The sequence below is a fragment of the Flavobacterium sp. MAHUQ-57 genome (assembly GCF_051908335.1).
In the GTDB taxonomy this organism is placed as follows: domain Bacteria; phylum Bacteroidota; class Bacteroidia; order Flavobacteriales; family Flavobacteriaceae; genus Flavobacterium.
Window position 1 is genome coordinate 1,322,168 of sequence record NZ_JBPZTE010000007.1, and the last position, 21,666, is coordinate 1,343,833.

Sequence of the window (21,666 nt, forward strand, 5' to 3'; positions counted from 1 at the left end):
AATATGCGGAAATTCCTCAATTCTTTGTCGAAAATCCTTTATAATTTAGAAAATTATAAATGAACCGCTTTTTGAATTAAAAAAAAGCATTTCCAAAAACAAATAGTAACCTTAAAATTTTGAATTATGAAAACTTTAGTCCTATCTATCAGCTTTTTTGTATTGACAGTATCGCCTTTAACCTGTTCGTCTGAAATTTCGACATTTACAGGAGAAGAAGAACAAACACCCTCTGTTCAAGAGAATGTTCAGGAAACTGTTGAGATTGATCCAATCGTTATGCCTAAAAAACCATAACCTCAACATTGCAATTGATATACAAAAATAAAAAGAATTAACCGCCAAATAATGTAACATTATGAAAATTTTAGTTTTGTCCATAAGTTTTTTCATATTAACAGTTTCTCCTTTTACTTGTTCCTCAGAAGTAATTGAAGTTGCGGAAAATCAAGAACAAGCCCCGGCTGCATTAGATGCTGTTCAAGAAAATGTTGAAATAGATCCTATTGTAATGCCTAAAAAACCATAGACGCCCCCAATGAGTTGTAATATATTAGATGTAAATAACTTTTAAAATTAATATCATGAAAACAATTGTGTTGTCTCTTAGCTTTTTTGTGTTGACTGTGTCACCATATACATGTTCATCAGAAATGATGGAAGAAAATAAAGAAAAAATAAATCAAAATGCACTCGAAAATTCGCATCATTTCCAAAGCGCGGAAATAGATCCTATTGTGATGCCTAAAAAACCGTAATTTCCCTTTACAGGGTAAATTCAAGTATAATGCTATTGGTTTTATACAAGAACAATTTCGTTTAATTGTTTAAGCGTAAATAGGTTAAGAGGGTGTTGCAAGAAACAATGTTCTGACAATACGCAATGATTGAAATCCATAATGTCAATAAAACAATGGTTTTGGAAATAGCTAAGGGAACAACAATTAGGTACGAACAATGTGCCATGAAATAGTTCACTTTCCTTTATTTGTCTTAATGGTTACGTTTGCTTTGAAGAGAGTCAATAAAATGTTGCAGACTCAGTATTACCAATGTCAGAATGACGAACTTTGGTATTGGTGTGAAAAAAAAATGCAGAAATTAGTCCCACATTACTGCTAAATAACCCTTATTTTTTTTAATTGAAAAGAAAAACCTACAATTAAAGTCTGTTTTTATACCATATTTTTTTTTAATGTAGTAGATTTGATAAATAGATATATCAAGCTAACAAAATTGAAGAAAATATATTATATACTTTTGTTTTTTGGTCTTTTTTCTTGTCGCGAGGAAAAGAATAACTCTGATTCTGTGTCCAATCAAGAAATAGAATCACTGTTAGTGAAAGCAAATGATTTTGAAATATCGAACAAACAACGAGTAGTAATTTCCAATCAAATACTAACGTTGTTGCAGAATCAACCCAATGATTCTTTAAACCGTGCGCGTTATTTTAAATTAGCTGGCCGTTTTTTTAATGCAGAAGATTATGCCAAATACTTGTATGTTTGTAGAGAGCTGCATAAAATGTCTGATCAAGCCGGGGATACACTCGGAATTGCAAGGAGTTTGAACTATATCGGTGATTACCACTACAGCCGATTCAAAAACGACAGTGCTTATTACTATTACATTAAAACTGAAAAAGCGTATTCGCATCTTAAAGGAAATCCTGAGGTACTTCGCGTAAAATTCTGGAAAGCCAATATTCTATTGCATGAGAAAGATTTTACCGGCGCAGAAACCGCTACAATAAGTATTCTCAAGGAAGCCATGACAGGTAAAGATGCCCGATTGGTTTATGATTGCTATGTCACTCTAGGTAATGCTTTGGAAGGATTGAATAATCTCGACGAATCTTTGAAGTATTATCAAAAAGCCTTCGAATCGTCTCTTGATCTCAAAAAAGACCCACAACATTTATTGCTAAAAGCTCAAGCTTACAATTTTATTGGTAGGTTGTATCTTAAAAAGGAACAATATGAAAATGCGATTTTTTATTTCAAAAGCGCACTTCAATTCGCCGATTTTAAGAACTCTGATCCCATTATGTATTCCAATTTAATTAATAATTGGGCGTATGCAAAATTAGAATTGAAAGACGAATCTTCAATTGCGATGTTTAACGAAGCAGTACAAATCAGGGAAAAATTCAACAATATACCTGGAATAGTATCTAGCAGAATCAATCTCTCTAAATATTATCTTTTTAAAAAGGATACTATTAAAGCATTGTATTATGGACTTTCTGCCAAGAAAATGGCAAACGAAAGTAAAATTTTTGAAGATGAGTTGTCTTCTTTGAAGCTTTTGGCGAAAATTGAACCACATAAAAACGCAAAATATGTCTCCAGATATATTAAATTATCCGACAGTTTACAGGACGTAGAACGATCTACACGAAACAAATTCGCCAGAATTGAATTCGAAACAGACGAAATCTTAAGTCAAAAGAATAACATCGAAGCCGAAAAAAAGAAAATTTCCATCCAATTATGGGTGATTGTAACTTTAAGTGTTGGTTTACTTTTGTTGATCGTAATGGCCTACATTACCAAATCGCAACATTCTAAAAATAAAGCCTTACAGTTTGAAAGGGAACAGCAGAAAGCCAATGAAGAAATATATAGGCTCATGTTGAGCCAACAAAGTGTAATTGATGAAGCCAGACAAAATGAAAAAAAGAGGATATCCCAAGAGCTTCATGATGGTATTATGAGTAAATTGACTAGTACACGACTCAATTTGTTTATACTGGGTAAAAAAAATGATGAAGAAACAATTCAAAAATGCTTAAATTATATCGCTCAAATACAAGATATCGAAAAAGAGATTCGAAGTATATCGCATGATTTGGCAAAAGAGAATTTTTTGGAAAATGACAGTTTCAATGCGATTGTAGAATCGCTGGTAGAAAGTCAAAGGGTATTCTCTGATATTGATTATGTAATTGAAATTAGTGATGAAATCGACTGGAAAGATATTGAAAGCTCGATAAAAATTAATTTGTATCGAATTTTTCAAGAGTCACTTCAAAATATTTATAAGTATTCACAAGCCAAGAATGTATTGTTGGAAATTACGAAATCCGAAAAAGGAATCTTGGTTATTATAAAAGATGACGGTCGTGGTTTTGATACTAAGAAAGTCAGAGAGGGAATTGGATTAAAAAATATGCAGTCAAGAATTAAAAGCCTAAACGGTGATTTAAAAATAATTTCCGGAATTAATAAAGGAACAACCATCCAGATTATGATTCCAATTTAAAAGATAAAACATGAATTTGAAAGTTTTAATTGTTGAAGATCATCCTTCCATGATCGAAGGGTATAAAATTATTTTATCTTATAATAATAAAGGATATGAAATTGAAGTGACCTCCGCGTTCAATTGTAAATCAGCTTATGATTTGATAAACGGGAATGAGAAATTCAATGTCATTCTGTTGGATTACAGTTTGCCACCTTACCCCGAAAAAGGAATTAATACTGGAAAAGATTTAGCTGTTCTTGCTAGAAAATTAAATACAGGTGCAAAAATTATTGTATTGACTTCACATTCCGAAGCTTTAATTTTATACGACCTGATCATCACAGCCGAACCGGAAGGAATTCTAGTTAAAAGTGATTTTACAGCCGAAGAGTTACTAAAAGCTTTTGAATTAATCATTGAGGGCGGAAACTATCACAGTACCACCGTTACTCAAAATGTTAGCGAATTGCTATCGAAAAAAATCTACTTGGATAGTTATAATCGCAAGATAATTTCGCTTCTTGCGGAAGGGATAAAAACCAAAAACATCCCTAATTATATGAATTTGTCTATCAGTGCTGTAGAAAAAAGAAAAGTACAAATCAAAGATTATTTCGGAATTGATAAAGGCGGCGATGAAGAAATTATACGAAAAGCTAAAGAGGCTGGATTAATATAAGAATTTACGTACTTTTAACAAAATCGGAGGGAAAACCATAAAAAGGTTTGAAGGAATATTCGGAAATTTACTGTCTATTATCTTCACTATTGGTTTATGATTGCTGAAAGCATATATACAAGCAAAAAAAATCGTTTTTCGCTTTTAATGTCGACTCTTATGGTTGCGGCATTTATAGTGATTGCGCTAAACATTATTTTTGTGCTATTTTATACGCTTAAAAATATGAACGAACCTCTCTTTGATATCCTTACACTTACTTTTAAGGATGGCTATTTGCTTATTAATGGCGAAAAAGTAGGCTTGTCTATTTTGATCAATTTGTTGTTGCTTTTCGTGATTTGGTTAATTATGATATACAGCACACTGAGAGCAATGAATAGAAACTTCATGACTTATTTTTTATAATCCACGTCTTTAATCGTATTTCATTTTTCGAAGAACCCGTAATGCTTCCTTGAAACTTATATAAATGTTTGGATAGGGTTTGAGAAGCGATTTCGCATCAATCAATCGCTGTTTTGCGTCTTCAAATCCATTTAAATAGCAAAGCATAAAAGTAGAGGGTAAGTTTTCAAGATCTTTTTCCTCTCTCTCGCTTAAAATCAATCCTTTTTCCATTTTTTCCAATAAAGCCTTGTTCGAATTGTAAATATGATGTAGTACTTTTTTATTAAACACTGGCGGCTCAAAGAGCATTTGGGTTTCCATTTTGTAATAGCCGTTGTCAAAAAAAGTAATGGTCATTTTTTCCAAAGGATAATAACTGGTTTTGTCATTTAATCCTAACGGAATATATTCAGTTATGACAAAAGTACTGTCAGTGTATTCTATAGTTACTTCGTCTTGTGCCGAATAAAAAAGTTTTATTTGTTCGTTTATTAGTTCAATGTCAACTCTGGAAAAATAAGTGATGTCCCGTATCTTTTTTTTGTTTCCTGCCCAGCAAACCACAAAAAGTTCTTTAAAGACTTTGTGTTTGGTGTCCATATCTTTATGTCGCACATTCATAAAATCCAGCACACCATCAAGTGTATGGGCAATGCTGTTTCTGGAATTGTTTTCGATACTGATAACCGTTTCTATGTTTTGTTTGGAATAAGGAATCTTATCTTCCGTTGGAATAGTGTTGCTGCCAATCCTTACAAATGTGGTATTTGCTACTATAGTGTGGATCCCTTTTTTGAAATAAGAAGTTTTATGATTGGGTTTGATCGTAACTAATCCGATTACCTTGTCTTTTGGTAAATGCGGAAATGGAACGTTTTCATACTGTATTTTGGGAGGATTTTCTAAAAAGGCATTGACGAGGTTCTGGATACGGCTGTCGTCAAAAAAATCGTCGCCCACAATTTCATTGCTCTCATCTTCAACACCAACAACGATATATGAATTATTGTTTGGATTGGAATTGGATAACGCGCAGATATGCTTCAAAAATTTGCCTTTTCCTTCTCTTGTATGCAGATTCAATTGTCGTTTTTTATCATAAAAACTATTCTCATCATTGTGAGCCAATAAGTTCTTGATAAGTAGTCTCTTATTAATCATTATCCGGGAATAGATATACTAAAATACATTTTTTAGCGTTAATTCAATATTATTAATTCAAAAACCCAAGCTATGAGAATCAATAATTTGAAATTTTTAGGCCTACTTTTAATTGTCTTTGCAACGTTTTCCGTAGTAAGTTGTAGTGATAACGATGATACTGAAAAAACATCAAAAGTAAATGTTAGAATGACCGACGCCCCAGGCGATTATGAAGCCGTTAATGTTGAAGTCTTAGACGTTATGATAAAATCCGACGCAGGGACCGATGACAGTGGATGGATAAGTATTGGAACTGCAACACCGCAAGTTTATAATTTGTTAGACTTGACAGGTGGCGTAAATGCTTTATTAGCAGATGGAGCTGTTATTCCTTCAGGGAAATTAGGACAAATTCGATTGATTTTAGGTGACGAAAATACAGTGGTAAAGGATGGCGTAACGTATCCTTTAAAAACACCAAGTGCACAACAATCGGGATTGAAACTTTTGGTGAATCAAACGTTGGAACCAGGGTTTACTTATGATTTCTTGTTGGATTTTGATGTGGATAAGTCTATTGTAGTGGAAGCAGGAAGTTCTGGTAATTTTAATTTGAATCCTGTAATCAGAGTTTCTTCGGTTGTGAATTCCGGAAGCATTGCAGGTACTGTAACCACAACACCTGCGGGAGTTCAAGTATTGGCATCCGTTCTGGTGAATGGAGTAGCTGTTTCTGCATTTGCAGACGCTGAAGGAAAATTCCAAATAAATGGTGTTCCAGCAGGTACATATAGTGTTACACTAACACCGGATCCTACTTCGGGTCTTGCGCCACTAGTAGTTGATAACGTGGTTGTTGTAAACGGTCAGGTTACCAATATCGGTGCGCTGAGTATATAAAAATCTTGATTTTAGTTAGTTCTAAGCACCAGCCTTTCTCTCATTCGGGCTGGTGCTTTTTATTTTAAGGGACTTTGTTACCCATGCTTTCGGTCCATACGGCAAACCAATCTTCCAAATTCAATTGCAAAGTGCAGGCTTCGGATGCGTTTTTTAGACGCGCGGGTGTAGTGGTTCCGATTACTGGTAAAATACCACTAGGATGTTGTAAAATCCAGGCAAGTAAAATGGTATCTGTTGTGGTTTGGTATTTTTGACTCAATTGCTTTAAAAGTTCTTGTAACCGTTCAGTTTGCTCATTTTTTTCTCGAAATACATTTCCCAGCGGATTCCAAGACATGGGTGTAATTTCATGTACTTGCATAAAGTCCAAATCACCATTGGTCATTGCTTCATGATGAGTTGCTGAAAATTGAATTTGATTATAATCGATCTTTATTTTTTGTTGAATGAGTTCGGTTTGTGATGAGGTGAAATTGGAAACCCCAAAACTTCTTATTTTGCCTTGAAATTTTAATTTGTCAACCGCTTCAGCTATTTCATCAGTATTCATGAGTGGACTAGGTCTGTGTAATAATAAAACGTCGAGATAATCTGTTTTTAAATTTTGTAACGATTGGTCAACACTCCAAAGAATATAGTCTTTAGAGTAATCGTAGTGTTTGATGCCATAATCTCTCTTTTCAGAAGGATATTTAATACCACATTTTGAAATAATTTGAATAGTATCTCGTTCGAGACCACTTTCTGCGAATGCCTTACCGAATGATTCTTCCGTGGTATGTCCACCATAAATATCGGCATGATCAAATGTGGAAATTTGATGCAGTAAACAACTTTCCATGATTGAAATCATTCCTTTTGTGTCAAGATTTTTTCCCCAGCTTCCCCAAGTCATGGTGCCGGCTATTATTTGGGATAATTTTGGTTTCAAAGTCAATTGAATTAGTAGTTCTTAAAATTTGTCGAAGGTAATCCTAAACAAAGCCTAAAAATAAGCTATTTCTTTAAGATTTAACGCATTATTAACAGCATCAATGTAATTTAATTTTCAATTTGCGTAGTATTAATTGAAATGTTAATTTCACGACCTTAAAAAAATGACGATGGAAGAAAATTCAACGACTTTAGATATAAGAGCCATTAACGAAAAAATAGAGCGTGAAAGTGCTTTTATTGATTTGCTTACTATGGAAATGAACAAAGTAATCGTGGGTCAAAAGCACATGATTGAACGTTTATTGATTGGACTTTTGGGACAAGGGCACATTTTACTGGAAGGTGTACCGGGATTGGCAAAAACTTTAGCTATCAATACATTGTCACAAGCTGTTCACGGAAGTTTTAGTCGTATTCAGTTTACTCCCGATTTACTTCCTGCTGATGTGGTCGGAACTATGATTTATAATGTCAAACAGAATGAATTCACTATAAAAAAAGGACCTGTTTTTGCAAATTTCGTTTTAGCAGATGAAATTAACCGTGCTCCTGCTAAAGTGCAATCGGCACTATTAGAAGCTATGCAGGAAAAACAAGTGACTATCGGAGACTCAACTTTCAAATTAGAAAAGCCTTTCTTGGTATTGGCAACGCAAAATCCGGTCGAACAAGAAGGAACATATCCATTACCTGAAGCGCAAGTGGATCGTTTTATGCTCAAAACGGTAATTGATTATCCTAAGATGGAAGACGAACGTTTAGTGATTCGACAAAACTTAAGTGGGAATATTGAAAAAGTCAATCCGGTAGTTTCCATAGAGCAAATTCTTCGTGCTCAGCAAGCAGTTGGCGAAGTCTATATGGATGAAAAAATTGAAAAATACATTCTGGATATCGTTTTTGCAACGCGTTACCCTGAAAAATACCGTTTAGAATCGTTAAAGCCTTTAATCAGTTTTGGTGCATCACCTCGTGGAAGTATCAATCTGGCAATGGCAGCAAAATGCTATGCGTTTATTAAACGCCGTGGTTATGTTATTCCGGAAGATGTTCGTGCGGTTGTTCATGATGTATTGCGTCACCGTATCGGAATTACTTACGAAGCAGAAGCTGAAAATATTACTTCAGTCGAAATTATCAATAAGATCGTTAACGAAATAGAAGTGCCATAAAGTAATCAGTCAAAACAGAATAGCTGCAAATTATAGTTTTGTCTATTACTATTGCCCGTAAAAATGGATACCAAAGAGTTACTAAAAAAAGTCCGCAAAATTGAAATCAAGACTCGAAGATTGAGTGATCATATCTTCTCGGGAGAATACCATACGTCTTTTAAAGGACGCGGAATGACTTTTTCGGAAGTACGACAGTACCAATACGGTGATGATGTACGAAATATCGATTGGAATGTTACCGCTCGCTACAACGAACCTTACGTAAAAATCTTTGAAGAAGAACGGGAATTGACCATGATGCTTATGGTAGATGTTTCGGGTTCGGAAAGTTTTGGTACTAAAAATCAACTCAAAAGTGAAATAGTAACAGAAATTGCGGCCACATTAGCATTTTCTGCTACTCAAAATAATGACAAAATAGGATTGATCCTGTTTTCAGATGAAATTGAATTGTATATTCCACCCAAAAAAGGGAAGCCGCATGTATTGCGTATAATCCGGGAACTAATAGAGTTTACGCCCAAAAGTAATAAAACGAATATATCACAGGCGATTCAGTTCTTATCAGCAACTCAAAAGAAAAAGGCAATCGTATTTATGATTTCTGATTTTATCGCTGATGATGATTATGAAAAAAACTTAAAGATCGCGAGTAAAAAACATGATATCACGGGAGTCAGAGTCTATGATGTTCGTGAAGAAAAAATGATCGATATCGGATTGGTGGCCATGCAGGATGCTGAAACTGGACAAACACAATGGGTGAATACAGGTTCTGCTAAGGTACGTTTGGAGTTTGAAAAATATTACAACAACAAAGCCGCTTACTTTAAGGAAGTATTTTCAAAATGTGGAGCTGGAACGGTTAATACAAGAGTAGACGAAAGTTATGTAACAAAGTTACTAGGGTATTTTAAATCAAGATGAGATTAATGAAAGTGCTAATAAAATACAGTTTTCTGTTTGTTGTGTTGTGCCAGACTTTGGCCTATTCACAATCGTTGGAAACCAAAATCGATACCACAAAAAATAAGATTGGTGCTCAGTTTACATTGACTCTTACTGTGAAGGGAAATTCATCTACTAAGATCTTTTTTCCTCAAGAAAAATTTTATGGCGGACTAGAAGTGATTGAATCGTATCCGATAGATACAATAAAAGAGGATACAAAATACCAATGGATTAAAAAATACGGTTTAACTCAGTTCGACACAGGAAAATACACTATTCCAAGAATTCCGGTTTTAATCAATAAAAAGACCGTTTTGTCGGATAGTATAAAAATACAGGTCTTCGATGTGAAGGTTGATACATTGAAACAAAAAATGTACGATATCAAACCCATAATGGAGGCAGAAAGGCCGTTTGGTGATTGGTGGAAATATCTTTTAGGTGTTCTATGTGTTTCAGTTTTGGGTTATCTGGCTTACTATTTTTTTAAAAAGCACCAGAATAGAACTTCGGAGGAGGAAGAGGTTTATAATTCTCCTGTAGAAAAGGCGTCTGTACTATTGGAATTGTTGGAAAAGAAAAAGTTGCTGGAAAAGGGTCAGGTTAAAGAATATTATTCCGAAATGACGGATATTGCAAGAGAGTATATTGAAAAAGCAATAGAAATTCCGGCAAAAGAAAGTACAACCTCCGAATTGATTACCTCACTTAGGATAGCTGTAAGCAAAAAGAAAATGAAGTTGGCTAAAGGGAGCCTGGAGGGATTGGAAAAGGTTTTAAATCAAGCCGATTTGGTAAAATTCGCCAAATCCAAACCCCAACAAGAGGAAATTTCAGAAGATACCGATAAAATTAAGAATAGTATACTTTCATTACATGAAGCAATACCTGTTGTTGTTGATGATACTAGTTTGAGTTGGCAAAAAGAACAACAAGAGTTTTTGAAGAAACAAAAGCAGAAAAAAACAATTATTGCTTTAAGTGGTATTACGGGGCTGGTTCTACTGTTGGTTCTTACTTTTATTACAATTACCAAAGGAGTCGATTATGTGAAAAATGGGTTTAGTGGATATTCAGCTGAGGAATTGTGGGAAACAGATTGGATTGCTTCTGAGTACGGAAATCCTTCAATTGTAATTGAAACACCCAAGGTATTAAAGCGTTTGGAGCCCAAAAGGGTCATTCCTAAGAATGCGCTGGCGCTAGTTAAAGAAATTCAAATGTTTAGTTTTGGTGCTATCACAGACCATTTTTATATTATGGTTTCCACAACAGGATTTAAGCCTCAAAAAGAAGCTGAAGCCGGCGGAATTTATCACAGCGGAATGTTCAAACAAGATAATGAAATCGATTTGAATGCTGCTTTGGATGCTACGGTAAAAATGATAGAAAGCCAAGGTGTTCAAAATTTGATGGTCAAACAGGAAGCATTTAGTACCGAAAAAGGAGTGAATGGAATTAAAGGTTATGGAACCATGACTGTTGATGGAGAACAGTTATATTACGAGGTTATTCTTTTCAGTCAGTCTGGCGGCTTGCAGCAAGTTATGATTGTACATAAAGATGGCGATGCTTATGGTCAGAAAATTGCGGACCGTATGTTGAATTCTGTCGAACTAAAAATAGTTAAGCAATGATCAAAATTACATTTCTAAATCCTGAGTTTTTTTGGTTGTTTCTGCTATTGCCTTTAGCAGTAGTTTGGTATTTTGTCAAGCGTAATGAAGAAAAACCGACCCTAAAAGTAAGTTCCTTGAAAGGTTTCAAGTCATCAGCATCAGTATTGCCTAAGCTTCAACCGGTTTTATTCGTGTTGCGAATTTTGGCATTGAGCGCGTTAATAGTAGCTTTGGCGCGACCTCGAACTATTGATCTGAGTAATAAAAACAATGACGCCAACGGTATTGATATAGTGATTGCAACCGATGTTTCAAGTAGTATGTTGGCAAGAGATTTAGAACCAAATAGGTTGGAAGCATTAAAAAATGTTGCCTCAAAGTTTATCATTGAACGTGTCAATGATAGAATCGGGGTGGTAGTTTATGCAGCTGAAGCCTATACGAAAGTACCGGTTACCATAGATAAAGCTGTAGTGTTGAATGCTGTTAATACTATTCAATACGACCGAGTGATACAGGATGGGACTGCTATCGGAATGGGGTTGGCTACAGCGGTCAATAGACTAAAAGACAGTAAAGCCAAAAGCAAAGTTATCATCTTAATGACCGACGGTGTTAACAATTCGGGTTTCTTAGAGCCTGTGATGGCTTCGGAAATTGCAGCTGATTTAGGCATTAAAGTGTATACCATTGGAATAGGAACTAATGGAAATGCTCTTTTTCCTTATTTTTTTCCACCGAATGGACAACCTTTGTTTAGAATGCAACCTGTAGAAATCGATGAAAAATTATTAAAGGAAATTGCCCAAAAGACGGGAGGACGATATTTTAGAGCTATTGATAAGGCAGCTTTGGAAGGGATTTATAAAGAAATTAATAAATTGGAGACCACAAAAATAGAAGAGTTAAAGTATGTTAATTACGACGAAAAATTCAGAATTTTTGCGGGGTTGGCAGGTTTGTTGTTATTGATTGAAATGGTGTTGAGAAATACGATTTTCAGAAGTTTTATTTAAGTTGAAATGTACGAATTAGACGAATCAAAATACTTGTATTTATTACTATTGTTGCCTTTCTTGGTAATTCTTTTTGTATGGATGCAATTCTGGAAACAAAAAAAACAAACCGAGTTTGGGGATTCTGATTTGGTAAAAAAACTAAGTCCTGAAAAATCCAATGTAAAACCAATAGTGAAGTTTGTGCTTTTTCTCTTTGGTATGATTATGTTGATTTTCGGATTGGTTAACCCTAAAATTGGAACAAAGACCGAAAAAGTGAAAAGTAAAGGGATTGATATCGTTTTTGCGATTGATGTTTCTAAAAGTATGCTGGCGGAAGACATTGCCCCCAATCGCTTGGAAAAAAGTAAACAGATTGTTTCACAGGTTATTGGGAATTTAAAAAGCGATAGAATTGGTATTATAGCTTATTCCGGAAGTGCATTTCCAGTTTTGCCTATTACAACGGATTACAATATTGCCAAAATGTATCTGCAAACGATGAATCCTGGGATGATATCTTCTCAAGGTAGTAATTTGAATGAAGCAATTCAACTTTCAGAAACATATTTTGAAGGCAGAGAGAAATCCAAAAAACTGCTGATTATGGTGACAGACGGTGAAGATCATTCGGAAGAGGCCGAATCTGCTGCCGGATCTGCTGCCAACAAAGGAATTCAGATAATTACTGTCGGAGTGGGGACAACTTCGGGTGGACCAATTCCAATTAAGAATAATGGCGTGCTTGAAAGTTATCATATCGACAAAGCTACCGGAGATAAAGTAATTACAAAGCTTCGTCCTGAGGCATTACAAGCTATTGCTGATGCATCTAAAGGATATTATGCAGATGGAACCAGCACGAAGCAAGTGGTGAATTTTATTCTGAAAAAAATAAATGCAAGTCAAAAATCAGAGTTTGAAGCGGTTGCAATGGCCGATTTTCAATCGCAATACCAATGGTTTATAGGGGTTGTGTTTTTCGTATTGTTACTTGATGTTTTTTTGTTAGAACGAAAAACGAAATGGGTGCAGAAATTAGATTTGTTTAACGAGAAGAAAGAGAAGTAGCATGAAAAGCATTTTTAAAATAGTATTTTTGTTGCTTTCAATCAGTGGTTTTAATCAAGAGAAAAAAGATTTTGATTTACCTGAAGGAAATTCGCAATTTGCTAAAAAAGAATATGCCGATGCAGAAGCAAATTATAGAGTGTCAAAAGGTAAGCATCCCAAAAAAGCAGCGGCAAGTTACAATTTAGGGAATGCGATTTATAGACAAAATCAACCCGTTGAAGCAAAAACTGCCTTTGCAAAAGCAATAGAAACAGCCGTAGATAAGCAACAAAAACATAGAGCTTATCACAACATAGGTAACGTTTTTATGAAAGAAAAGGAATATGACAAAGCTGTAGAAGCATATAAAAATGCGCTGCGAAATAATCCTTCCGATGAAGAAACTCGTTACAATTATGCATTGGCAAAGAAAATGCTGAAAGAGAATCCGCCAAAAGGTGATGATAAAAAGGAGGAAAAAGGCGATTCTAATAAAGAGAAGAACAAGGATAAGAATAAAGAACAGAATCAAAAGGAAAAAAGCGAACAAAACGCTAAGAATCAAAGCAATAGCAAACAAAATAAGCCGGATAATCAAAATCAAAATAATCCGCAGCCTAAACCTAAAAACATACCGAAAGATCGTTTACAGAACCTGTTGGAAGCTGTGAATAACGATGAAAAGAAAGTTCAGGAAAAGGTTAACGAAAGAAAAATACAAGGAAATCCGATCGATAACGGAAAAGATTGGTAAAAGGAAAGAATAATAAATGAAGCGAATACTTTTTATACTATTACTATTAAGTTTCAGATTAGCCGCTCAAGTGCAATTTGTGGCGCGGGTAAGCAGTGATAAAATCGGGATCAACGAACGCATCCAGGTTAGTTTTATCATGAACGATGACGGTGATAACCTAGATCCGCCTTCATTTGAAGGGTTTGAAGTGTTATCTGGACCAAATCAAACCATAAGCTCAGTAATTTCTAATAATCGACGCTCCTTTCAGAAAACGTATTCTTTTATTTTGCAGCCCGTTAAAAAAGGTGTGTTACAGATAAAACCAGCTACTATTGAAATTAATGGGAAAATTTACAAAAGTAATGCGTTAAAAATAACAGTTGGTAATGCAGTACAAATAGATGATCCGTATGATCCGGGCTATACTAATCAGCAAAAGCAAACACGTCAACAAAAAAATGAACAGATTTTTATAATTGCTGATGTTTCTAATCCGAATCCTTACTTAAATGAACAAATTACAATTAATTATAAATTGTTAGTTGGACTCCAGGCTGGATTAACGAATTACGGATTAATAAGCAATCCTCCAAAATATGAGAACTTTTGGAGTCAAATCAATCAAACCTCGCCAACGCCAAAAGTGGTGACTTATAAAGGACAGGAATTTAGATGTCTTGATTTACAAAATGTGGTGCTTTATCCTCAGAAATCTGGAAAAATAGCCATCGATCCAATCGTTCTTGAAGTTGAGTTAAATGTGTTGGCTGGATACGACGTGTTTGGTGATCCGGTTTCAAAAACCTTGGTGCGAAAAATTTCTACAGGTACTAAAATAATTAATGTAAAGACGTTGCCAGAAAATGGAAAACCTGAAGATTTTACTGGTGCTGTGGGATCTTTTGATTTAAAGGTAGTGCCAAGCAGAACCAAATTAAAAACCGGTGAATCATTGGATTTGAAAATTCAAGTTTCTGGAAAAGGGAACTTAAAATTATTCACATTACCCAAACCTGTCGAACAGGCTTCTCTTGAAATGTATGATCCGGATCATAAAGAAAATGTGAAGGTATTAACTTCGGGAATGTCAGGTGATATCTCTGATAATTACACTATAATACCGCAAAATGCAGGGAAGTATCCTATCGAACCGGTGTCTTTTTCTTATTTTGATCCCAAAGCAAATCAATACAAAAGAATCACGTCCAATCCGATTCTTTTGGAAGTTGAGAAAGGGAATGGAACTACAGCAAATACAGTTGTAGTCAATGAAAATAAAAAGAAAGTAAAGGCCAATGCTGCTTTCGGTTTTATAAAAACTAAAACGGAACTGAAATCGCAAGATAAAGAGTTTTTCTTGGGATCAGGATTGTTTTACGGCTTATTGGTTGTTCCATTTTTATTGATTCCTTTGCTTGTAGTCTATCGCAGAAGACAAGATGCAAGTAATTTGGATGTTCAAGGAAATCGAATTAGACTCTCGAATAAGTTAGCCAAGAAATATTTGTCCGAGGCGCAAAAACACTTGGATAATAAAACACCTTTTTATGTGGCTTTGGAAAAAGCAATGCACAATTTTCTAAAAGCAAAGCTTAATATTGAAACATCGGAAATGAGTAAAGATAAGATAAGAGAATTATTATTACTCAAGAAAGCAAATCCAGAAACGGTTGATCAATTCATTGCACTGACTGAAAGTTGTGACTTTGCTCGTTATGCTCCATCAACCAGTATGAGTATTCAAAATGATTACAATTTAGCGGTGAGTATAATATCTGATTTGGAGAAACAGATGGTTTGATTTTGACAACTATTTTATTATTACCGAACACGAGGCATAAAACAAGTGTTTAGATACAACAAGATGAAATGAAAAATTTAGTCTACCTATTTTTATTGCTTACTCAATCTTTTTGGGCTCAGGAGGCATTTGATGCAGCGAACAGTTTGTATCAACAGTCGAAGTATGTGGAAGCAGCTTCAACATATGAAGGAATTCTTCAGACTCAAAAAGAATCGGCAGAGCTTTATTTTAATTTAGGGAATTGCTATTATAAATTAAAAAAAGTAGCCCCAGCCATTTATAATTATGAAAAAGCTTTAATGCTTAACCCGGGTGATGCTGAAATTGAAAATAACCTCCGTTTTGCTCAAGGAATGACTATTGATGAAATTACCGAAACACCTAAGGTCGGTTTTGCCAAAATTATTTTGGATTTTACCTCTGGACTGCATTTCGATACTTGGGCTTGGATAGCTGTAATCATGTCCTTTTTTGTCTTTTTGACATTTGCAGGTTATTATTTGGCTAGTGAAACTAAAACCAAACGAATTTTCTTTTTTGCAATGCTTTTTTCTTTTTTTATGGTAGCCATAAGTTTGATTTCCGGGTTTTCGGAAAAACACAAATTGGACAATGAAAGACCGGCAATTGTTTTTGAAAAGGAAGTAATTGTTAAAAGCGAACCCAATGCCGCAGCTCAGAAGGCTTTTATTCTTCATGAAGGTACCAAAGTCTATATTTTGGAAAACATTGGTAACTATCGAAAAATTCAACTGTCTGATCAGAAAGAAGGTTGGATAGCAAAATCGGCTATTAAAGAATTGAAATAGCTTTTTTTGATTCCGAAAAAGCTTTGGTGATGTTATTATTGTACAGTATCCTTTGAAAATTCAGCGTCTTCAGCTTTATCATATTCCAAAACTTCTTCCTTTACCTCGCTAAACCAGTCGCCTAATATCGGAAGAGCAATTTCGGCTGTTTTCATACACGGTCCAACCAATACTGTTTTCTCTTGTAGATTTTCATCGACTTTGATGAAATTCGTGTTGACTTTCTGAAACAGAAGTAAAAGTATTCCAAAGAAAAGAGCGGTTTTTAAGGCGCCAAATACGCCTCCTAGTAACGAATTGGCCCATCCTAAAAAGGCAAAATTAGCTATACCAGATAGTGTTTTGGCTAATAAATGGATGCTTACCACTACAATCAAAAGTGTGATTATAAAAGCTACGACTTGAATCGTTTTTGGCGACCAAGATTCGCTTTCGCCTAGAAAATTTTGAACGATATATGAGAATTTTACGGCAATGAAAATCCCGATAAAAAAAGCTACTAACGAAGCTAATTCCACAAATAATCCTTCTTTATAACCTTTGTAAAATCCAGCTACTAATGCTACAGCCACTACGATATCTAAAACTCCCATTTTGTCTCTTTTTCTCAAAATTAAGAAATTCCTTCAAAGAATCAATAGAAAAGATTTTCAATGCTATCTTTGCAGACTAATTTTGTGATTATGATCTTCTAAGTCATAACGCATAACTCATATAAAAATCAATGTCACGCGATATACAACTCAAAGAACGCTGGGATTTCCTGGTGCAAAAACTTTCAGATCAGTTTTCACAAGGGGAAGATTTGGATTTGGATGCTATTATTTATTTAATCGGTGTTCAGGAACTGGGTAAATTCAATACAATATATAAAAAAGACGAGAAAATCAATTTAATGCATATTGCAATATGTCGTTTGTTGGAGCCTTACGGCTATTACGAGTTTGAGTATTTCGACAATGAGGGTTGGCCTCATTACATTGTTAAGGCTGAATTACCACCACTTAAAGCAGGAGAACAGTCGGTTTTGATGAAAGAAGCGATTGTGAATTATTTTCTTGAAAACGGATTTATAGAATAATACGGCTCAGAAAAAGAAATGAGCATATTCATTAGCCTTTAACTGTTTATCAATTACCAAAAAATAGTAACTTTGCATCCTTATTGAAAAGACCCATGACAGATAAGATTAAAGAATACATTGAAGAAGCGAAAGCTTTTACAACCCAAAATAAAGAGAAACTGGAAGAATTCCGAATCAAATTCCTTGGAAGCAAAGGTTTAGTAAAGGATATTTTTGCAGAATTCAAGAATGTACCTAACGATCAGAAAAAAGAATTTGGTCAGGTAATCAATTTACTGAAAACCATTGCTGAAGAGAAAGTGAAAGCGATTCAGGATGAATTGGAAAGTAAAGAAGAAGTAAAAGGAATTTACGGAGATTTGTCGCGTCCGGCTGAACCGTTCAAAATTGGTTCACGCCATCCAATATCTTTGGTAAAAAATCAGGTTATTGATATTTTTTCGAACATTGGATTTAACGTTTCTGAAGGACCAGAAATTGAAGACGATTGGCATAACTTCACCGCATTGAACTTACCGGAATACCATCCGGCAAGAGATATGCAGGATACTTTTTTTATTCAGACGAACCCGGATATCTTGTTGCGTACGCATACTTCATCAGTACAGGTACGATATATGGAAAATAACAAACCGCCAATCCGTACGATTTCTCCGGGAAGAGTATTTCGTAATGAAGCGGTGTCATCACGATCACACTGTATTTTCCATCAAGTAGAAGGTTTGTATATTGACAAGGATGTTTCATTCGCCGACTTGAAGCAAACGCTTTTGTATTTTACAAAAGAAATGTTTGGTAAGTCAAAAATCAGATTGCGCCCGTCGTATTTCCCGTTCACAGAGCCAAGTGCTGAGGTTGATATTTATTGGGGATTAAAAACCGAAACCGACTATCGTATTACCAAAGGTACAGGATGGTTGGAAATCATGGGCTGTGGTATGGTAGATCCAAACGTATTGAAAAATTGTGATATCAACCCTGACGAATACAACGGTTTTGCTTTCGGTATGGGTATCGAGCGTATGGCGATGCTTTTATATCAAATCAGTGATATCCGTATGTTCTATGAAAATGATGTGCGTTTCTTAGAGCAGTTTAAATCGAGTATATAACGAAATTAAATACAAACCCTTTCAGAAGTACTCTCGAAAGGGTTTTTTCTTCAAATAATATGAAAAAAGACATAGAAATCCCGAAAGTTGAAAATGTGTTCTTAGCCGCAGTTCAGGAATGGAGTGATGATTTTATGGACAAAGTCTGGTATGTGTATTTAGTCAATGATTCCGATTTTGATTTGGACAGCGTCATGGTCGTTTCCAAAGCGTTCGGAACCATAGATGGTGAAATGCGCAAAACATCGCTTTTAAGACACGCTTTTGTAAAAGTGCCAACAGTGTCTGCTGTTAAGGTAGAATTGATTGAAAATAGCGTTTTAGCGCTTAATAATGAGTTTATGGTAACCTATTTCATAGGGAACACTTTGTATGATAAGAAATTTACCTTCCGTAAAAATACTATTAATGAACGCGCAACTGAAGAAGTGCCGCATTTATGGGTGAATGGGGTAGTGGTGAAATAAAAAAAGACTCTTTATTTAAGAGTCTTTTTTAATTCATTTAATTCATTTTTGTCGTAACCTAAATCTTTACAGATTGCTTCGATTTTTTTGAAGCTGATTTTTTCTAAAGGACTGAAGTAAATATATTCATTCATAAAACTTAACTGAGTCATTGCATCATTTTGCGTGTCCTTAGTTACCATTGGTTTTACGATTTTTAAAATTTCTCGCAATCCTCTTTCTTCGTTAAATTTAATGAGATATTCCGGTACATTCGGTGGAATTAAAGTTGAGGGCATGTTTGCAATTTGAGGAATATAATCTGCCATTACTTGCCAAGAGCTTTCATCTTTTAGACTTGCCATTATTTCAGCTAGGTTGGTAATTGTGCATGTGGAGACTCTTGCATTGAATAATTGATGGACTTTGTCTAGCGAAGGTATTCCTATTTTAGTTAGCATTTTTGCAGCATCATCTTCGAGTCCATTGCCATGATTGGCATGGATGTTTAATATTGCGATACAAGTTTCAATTGTGAAATTTTGACTCTCATTTTTTTCTATTTCTTTAAGCTTGTTGATTTTTGATTTGTAATCGTTACTTTGGTCATTGAAAAAACTAATAGTTTCAAGGTTTTTTTCGGAAAATTCCATTTCACAAAATGAAGGTACTAATTGATGGAAATACCTTTTTTTATTGAATAGTTCACTTTTACTTGTTTCACCAGCTAATTGGTATAATTCCGAAAACTTGGAAAGAAGTTGAGGTTCATTTGGATATGATTCTAATAATTTTAGCAGGTATTCTTCTGCCAAAGTGTAATTTTTTAAACCAATATAGTTTTCAGCAATATTGAAAACTACTTCCGATTTGAACTCTGGAATTTCGACTATTTTTAGAAATTGTTCATTCGATTTTTCAAATTCATTTTTTGATTGGTAGATTTTGCCAATGATGTATATTTCTTCCTGAGTGTCTTCAAAAGTTTCAGTCAGATAAATCAGATCGTTTAGTGCAGTGTTTAAATTTTCTATTTTGAATTTTTCCTCATCATAATTGAGTTTTTCATTTTTTGCTTTATAAACCGCATTGCCGTCAATGTTTCTTTGACCTGTGCCGTTTTCAAACAGTTCTAGTAAAAGAAGACTTTTTCTTTTAATTAATTGAGGATTGCTGCCAAACTTCTCAATTGCAGCTTCTATCAATTCGACTCCTTCGATAACTTCACCACTTCTAAATAAACTTACAGCATAGGCTTCATGCGCTTCAGGACAATCATAAGCTTTGAAAAGTTTTTCTGAAATTTGAACTGCTTTACTGCTATTGTTTTGTTCGATTGCTTCAAAAGCAGTATTTAATTGATTGTTAGTTGCTTCAGAACAATTTTCGGTAGAAACTTTTAACTTGGGATAATCGAAATTTTTGCGAGTATAGCTTTCTTGAGCAAGGCATGTTGCGGTGCAAAATAGGAGGAAAAGTGTTTTTTTCATTTATGAATTTAATCCAATTTATCGGTTAGTTTTTTGAACGATTGTTTCGCTTCTTTCCCTTCGTATAGTACTTCGTAAACTGCATCTAAAATAGGTGTTTTGGCAGCATATTCCTTGTTGAGGTTCCAGGCACTCTTTGCCGCATAATAGCCTTCTGCGACCATGCTCATTTCCATTTGTGCCGATTTTACGGTATACCCTTTTCCAATCATGTTTCCAAACATTCGGTTTCTAGAAAACACAGAATAACCCGTTACCAATAAGTCACCCAAATACGCCGAATTGTTGATGTTGCGTTTCATTTTGTGGACTTTCTTGATGAATCGTTTCATTTCGCGGATGGCATTACTCATCAAAACGGCCTGAAAATTATCGCCATAACCTAAACCGTGAGCAATTCCTGCTGCAATGGAATAAATATTTTTTAAAACGGCTGCATATTCAGTTCCGATAATATCATCCGTAGTTTTGGTCTTGATAAAATAGCTGGCTAAATTTTTAGCCATCACTTTCGCTTTTGCTGCATCACCACAAGCAATTGTCAAGTAAGATAAGCGCTCCAAGGCAACTTCTTCTGCGTGGCAAGGTCCGGTAATAACTCCAATGTTTTCGTAGGCAATATTGTAATTTTTGTGGAAGTGCTCGCCCACAATCATACTGGTTTCTGGTACAATACCTTTTATAGCAGAGAAAATAATCTTTCCTTGTAAATCTTCGGTTAGATTTTGAAGTTCGTTATTTAAAAATGCCGACGGTATGGCAAAAATAACATAATCCGCATCTTTTACGGCCTCATTGATATCGTTGGTGAGGTTTAATTTTTTAATGTCAAACTCAACCGAACTCAAATAATTCGGGTTGTGACGGTGTAATTTCAAATGCTCTAAAGCATACACACTTCTCATGTACCAATTGACTTGGTCCACATTCATAGTTAACATTTTCACGATGGCTGTTGCCCAGCTACCGCCACCAATTACAGCAAATTTCGGTTTTTCACTCATAGTTGAATTTTTAGCCCCGATAGTAACGGCATCCTTTTTACTTGTTAAATTATTGTCTATGAGGTATAAAGCACCGATA

The 21,666-nt window shown here is 34.8% G+C and carries 23 protein-coding genes; 18 read left to right on the forward strand and 5 right to left on the reverse strand.

The features are described from left to right. Window positions 1-126 precede the first annotated feature (126 nt). From ACS8MM_RS13935 to ACS8MM_RS13960, 6 genes are all read left to right on the forward strand, one after another. Window positions 127-297 (forward strand): hypothetical protein, encoded by a 171-nt coding sequence (locus ACS8MM_RS13935; RefSeq protein WP_379717970.1) that lies wholly within the window; start codon window positions 127-129, stop codon window positions 295-297. 61 nt (window positions 298-358) lie between these two features. Then, a complete protein-coding gene (locus ACS8MM_RS13940) occupies window positions 359-529 on the forward strand; it encodes a hypothetical protein (RefSeq protein WP_379717972.1) in 171 nt (56 codons plus the stop codon). A 55-nt stretch (window positions 530-584) separates the two neighbouring features. Further along, window positions 585-758, forward strand: coding sequence for a hypothetical protein (locus ACS8MM_RS13945; protein WP_379717974.1), 174 nt, complete (start codon window positions 585-587; stop codon window positions 756-758). A 478-nt stretch (window positions 759-1,236) separates the two neighbouring features. Beyond that, a complete protein-coding gene (locus tag ACS8MM_RS13950) occupies window positions 1,237-3,267 on the forward strand; it encodes a tetratricopeptide repeat-containing sensor histidine kinase (protein ID WP_379717976.1) in 2,031 nt (676 codons plus the stop codon). A 10-nt stretch (window positions 3,268-3,277) separates the two neighbouring features. Beyond that, on the forward strand, window positions 3,278-3,931 hold the full coding sequence (locus tag ACS8MM_RS13955) for a response regulator (protein ID WP_379717978.1): 654 nt from the start codon (window positions 3,278-3,280) through the stop codon (window positions 3,929-3,931). Between the two features lie 225 nt (window positions 3,932-4,156). Then, on the forward strand, window positions 4,157-4,339 hold the full coding sequence (locus ACS8MM_RS13960) for a hypothetical protein (protein ID WP_379717980.1): 183 nt from the start codon (window positions 4,157-4,159) through the stop codon (window positions 4,337-4,339). Between the two features lie 9 nt (window positions 4,340-4,348). Here ACS8MM_RS13960 and ACS8MM_RS13965 read toward each other — a convergent pair whose 3' ends face one another. Then, window positions 4,349-5,482 (reverse strand): ATP-binding protein, encoded by a 1,134-nt coding sequence (locus tag ACS8MM_RS13965; protein WP_379717982.1) that lies wholly within the window; start codon window positions 5,480-5,482, stop codon window positions 4,349-4,351. A 72-nt stretch (window positions 5,483-5,554) separates the two neighbouring features. Here ACS8MM_RS13965 and ACS8MM_RS13970 point away from each other — a divergent pair, with 72 nt between their 5' ends. Further along, on the forward strand, window positions 5,555-6,364 hold the full coding sequence (locus tag ACS8MM_RS13970; protein WP_379717984.1) for a DUF4382 domain-containing protein: 810 nt from the start codon (window positions 5,555-5,557) through the stop codon (window positions 6,362-6,364). A gap of 64 nt (window positions 6,365-6,428) precedes the next feature. Here ACS8MM_RS13970 and ACS8MM_RS13975 read toward each other — a convergent pair whose 3' ends face one another. Beyond that, complete coding sequence (locus ACS8MM_RS13975; RefSeq protein ID WP_379717986.1) at window positions 6,429-7,298, reverse strand: aldo/keto reductase; 870 nt, start codon at window positions 7,296-7,298, stop codon at window positions 6,429-6,431. 172 nt (window positions 7,299-7,470) lie between these two features. On the opposite strand from ACS8MM_RS13975, the gene ACS8MM_RS13980 reads away from it, so the two are divergent. The 8 genes from ACS8MM_RS13980 to ACS8MM_RS14015 all read left to right on the forward strand — a co-directional run bounded on the left by ACS8MM_RS13980 (window position 7,471) and on the right by ACS8MM_RS14015 (window position 16,451). After that, window positions 7,471-8,475, forward strand: a complete 1,005-nt coding sequence (locus ACS8MM_RS13980) for an AAA family ATPase (protein WP_379717988.1) — start codon at window positions 7,471-7,473, stop codon at window positions 8,473-8,475. Between the two features lie 63 nt (window positions 8,476-8,538). Beyond that, window positions 8,539-9,405 (forward strand): DUF58 domain-containing protein, encoded by an 867-nt coding sequence (locus ACS8MM_RS13985; protein ID WP_379717990.1) that lies wholly within the window; start codon window positions 8,539-8,541, stop codon window positions 9,403-9,405. 5 nt (window positions 9,406-9,410) lie between these two features. Beyond that, entirely contained in the window at window positions 9,411-11,066 is a 1,656-nt protein-coding gene (locus ACS8MM_RS13990) for a BatD family protein (protein ID WP_379717992.1), read from the forward strand. After that, on the forward strand, window positions 11,063-12,064 hold the full coding sequence (locus ACS8MM_RS13995) for a vWA domain-containing protein (RefSeq protein WP_379717994.1): 1,002 nt from the start codon (window positions 11,063-11,065) through the stop codon (window positions 12,062-12,064). Before ACS8MM_RS13990 ends, ACS8MM_RS13995 begins: the two co-directional genes overlap by 4 nt. A gap of 6 nt (window positions 12,065-12,070) precedes the next feature. Next, window positions 12,071-13,117: a VWA domain-containing protein gene (locus ACS8MM_RS14000; RefSeq protein WP_379717996.1), complete on the forward strand. Its 1,047-nt coding sequence runs from the start codon at window positions 12,071-12,073 to the stop codon at window positions 13,115-13,117. A gap of 1 nt (window position 13,118) precedes the next feature. Further along, on the forward strand, window positions 13,119-13,853 hold the full coding sequence (locus ACS8MM_RS14005) for a tetratricopeptide repeat protein (RefSeq protein ID WP_379717998.1): 735 nt from the start codon (window positions 13,119-13,121) through the stop codon (window positions 13,851-13,853). A gap of 16 nt (window positions 13,854-13,869) precedes the next feature. Beyond that, on the forward strand, window positions 13,870-15,639 hold the full coding sequence (locus ACS8MM_RS14010; RefSeq protein WP_379718000.1) for a BatD family protein: 1,770 nt from the start codon (window positions 13,870-13,872) through the stop codon (window positions 15,637-15,639). 68 nt (window positions 15,640-15,707) lie between these two features. After that, window positions 15,708-16,451, forward strand: coding sequence for a tetratricopeptide repeat protein (locus tag ACS8MM_RS14015; protein ID WP_379718002.1), 744 nt, complete (start codon window positions 15,708-15,710; stop codon window positions 16,449-16,451). A 35-nt stretch (window positions 16,452-16,486) separates the two neighbouring features. Here the strand turns inward: ACS8MM_RS14015 and ACS8MM_RS14020 are convergent, their stop codons facing one another. Continuing rightward, window positions 16,487-17,044: a CvpA family protein gene (locus tag ACS8MM_RS14020; protein ID WP_379718004.1), complete on the reverse strand. Its 558-nt coding sequence runs from the start codon at window positions 17,042-17,044 to the stop codon at window positions 16,487-16,489. Window positions 17,045-17,175: 131 nt separating this feature from the next. Here ACS8MM_RS14020 and ACS8MM_RS14025 point away from each other — a divergent pair, with 131 nt between their 5' ends. The 3 genes from ACS8MM_RS14025 (at window position 17,176) to ACS8MM_RS14035 (ending at window position 19,114) form a co-directional block, all read left to right on the forward strand. Continuing rightward, on the forward strand, window positions 17,176-17,532 hold the full coding sequence (locus tag ACS8MM_RS14025; RefSeq protein WP_379718006.1) for a hypothetical protein: 357 nt from the start codon (window positions 17,176-17,178) through the stop codon (window positions 17,530-17,532). 95 nt (window positions 17,533-17,627) lie between these two features. After that, the gene (pheS, locus tag ACS8MM_RS14030; protein ID WP_264544151.1) at window positions 17,628-18,647 is read left to right on the forward strand and encodes a phenylalanine--tRNA ligase subunit alpha; all 1,020 of its coding nucleotides are present in this window, start codon (window positions 17,628-17,630) and stop codon (window positions 18,645-18,647) included. Between the two features lie 59 nt (window positions 18,648-18,706). After that, window positions 18,707-19,114, forward strand: coding sequence for a hypothetical protein (locus ACS8MM_RS14035; protein WP_379718008.1), 408 nt, complete (start codon window positions 18,707-18,709; stop codon window positions 19,112-19,114). An 11-nt stretch (window positions 19,115-19,125) separates the two neighbouring features. Here the strand turns inward: ACS8MM_RS14035 and ACS8MM_RS14040 are convergent, their stop codons facing one another. Both ACS8MM_RS14040 and ACS8MM_RS14045 read right to left on the reverse strand, forming a co-directional pair. Further along, window positions 19,126-20,583: a tetratricopeptide repeat protein gene (locus ACS8MM_RS14040; protein ID WP_379718010.1), complete on the reverse strand. Its 1,458-nt coding sequence runs from the start codon at window positions 20,581-20,583 to the stop codon at window positions 19,126-19,128. Window positions 20,584-20,591: 8 nt separating this feature from the next. After that, complete coding sequence (locus ACS8MM_RS14045) at window positions 20,592-21,587, reverse strand: NAD(P)H-dependent glycerol-3-phosphate dehydrogenase (protein ID WP_379718012.1); 996 nt, start codon at window positions 21,585-21,587, stop codon at window positions 20,592-20,594. Between the last annotated feature and the right edge of the window lie 79 nt (window positions 21,588-21,666).